Raw genomic sequence first — 1499 nt, 5'->3', positions numbered from 1 at the left:
ATTCTTCAAAATGGAGAGTTTGATCCTGGCTCAGGATGAACGCTGGCGGTCTGCTTAACACATGCAAGTCGAACGGAAGTAGCAATACTTTAGTGGCGGACGGGTGAGTAACACGTAAGAACCTGCCTCTTGGCCGGGGACAACAGTTGGAAACGGCTGCTAATCCCGGATGAGCCGAAAGGTAAAAGATTAATCGCCAAGAGAGGGGCTTGCGTCTGATTAGCTAGTTGGTAGTGTAAGAGACTACCAAGGCGACGATCAGTAGCTGGTCTGAGAGGATGATCAGCCACACTGGGACTGAGACACGGCCCAGACTCCTACGGGAGGCAGCAGTGGGGAATTTTCCGCAATGGGCGAAAGCCTGACGGAGCAAGACCGCGTGGGGGAGGAAGGTTCTTGGATTGTCAACCCCTTTTCTCAGGGAAGAAGAAAGTGACGGTACCTGAGGAAGAAGCATCGGCTAACTCCGTGCCAGCAGCCGCGGTAATACGGAGGATGCAAGCGTTATCCGGAATGATTGGGCGTAAAGAGTCCGTAGGTGGCCCTTCAAGTCTGCTGTTAAAGAGCGAGGCTTAACTTCGGAAAAGCAGTGGAAACTGGAGAGCTAGAGTGTAGTAGGGGCAGAGGGAATTCCTGGTGTAGCGGTGAAATGCGTAGAGATCAGGAAGAACACCGGTGGCGAAAGCGCTCTGCTGGGCTACAACTGACACTGAGGGACGAAAGCTAGGGGAGCGAATGGGATTAGATACCCCAGTAGTCCTAGCGGTAAACGATGGAAACTAGGTGTGGCCTGTATCGACCCGGGCCGTGCCGGAGCAAACGCGTTAAGTTTCCCGCCTGGGGAGTACGCACGCAAGTGTGAAACTCAAAGGAATTGACGGGGGCCCGCACAAGCGGTGGAGTATGTGGTTTAATTCGATGCAACGCGAAGAACCTTACCAGGACTTGACATCTCTGGAATCCGTCTGAAAGGGTGGAGTGCCTTAGGGAACCAGAAGACAGGTGCTGCATGGCTGTCGTCAGCTCGTGTCGTGAGATGTTGGGTTAAGTCCCGCAACGAGCGCAACCCTCGTCGTTAGTTGCCATCATTAAGTTGGGAACTCTAGCGAGACTGCCGGTGACAAACCGGAGGAAGGTGAGGATGACGTCAAGTCAGCATGGCCCTTACGTCCTGGGCGACACACGTACTACAATGCTAAGGACAGAGAGCAGCCAACCCGCGAGGGAGAGCGAATCTCATAAACCTTGGCACAGTTCAGATTGAAGCTTGCAACTCAGCTTCATGAAGGAGGAATCGCTAGTAATCGCAGGTCAGCATACTGCGGTGAATCCGTTCCCGGGCCTTGTACACACCGCCCGTCACACCATGGAAGTGAGCCACGCCCGAAGTCATTACTCTAACCTGCAAGGGGGGAGGGTGCCGAAGGCAGGGCTGATGACTGGGGTGAAGTCGTAACAAGGTAGCCGTACCGGAAGGTGTGGCTGGATCACCTCCTTTT

General features: G+C 54.2%; 1 rRNA gene. It reads left to right on the top strand.

Annotated features, from left to right (window positions below):
* Positions 1–7 precede the first annotated feature (7 nt).
* Positions 8–1498 (top strand): 16S ribosomal RNA (locus IQ236_RS27490).
* The last annotated feature ends 1 nt before the right edge of the window (position 1499 follow it).

The sequence above is a fragment of the Planktothrix mougeotii LEGE 06226 genome (assembly GCF_015207485.1).
In the GTDB taxonomy this organism is placed as follows: Bacteria; Cyanobacteriota; Cyanobacteriia; order Cyanobacteriales; family Microcoleaceae; genus Planktothrix.
The sequence above is the reverse complement of the archived record's forward strand: the minus strand, read 5'-3'. Positions and strand labels throughout refer to the sequence as shown.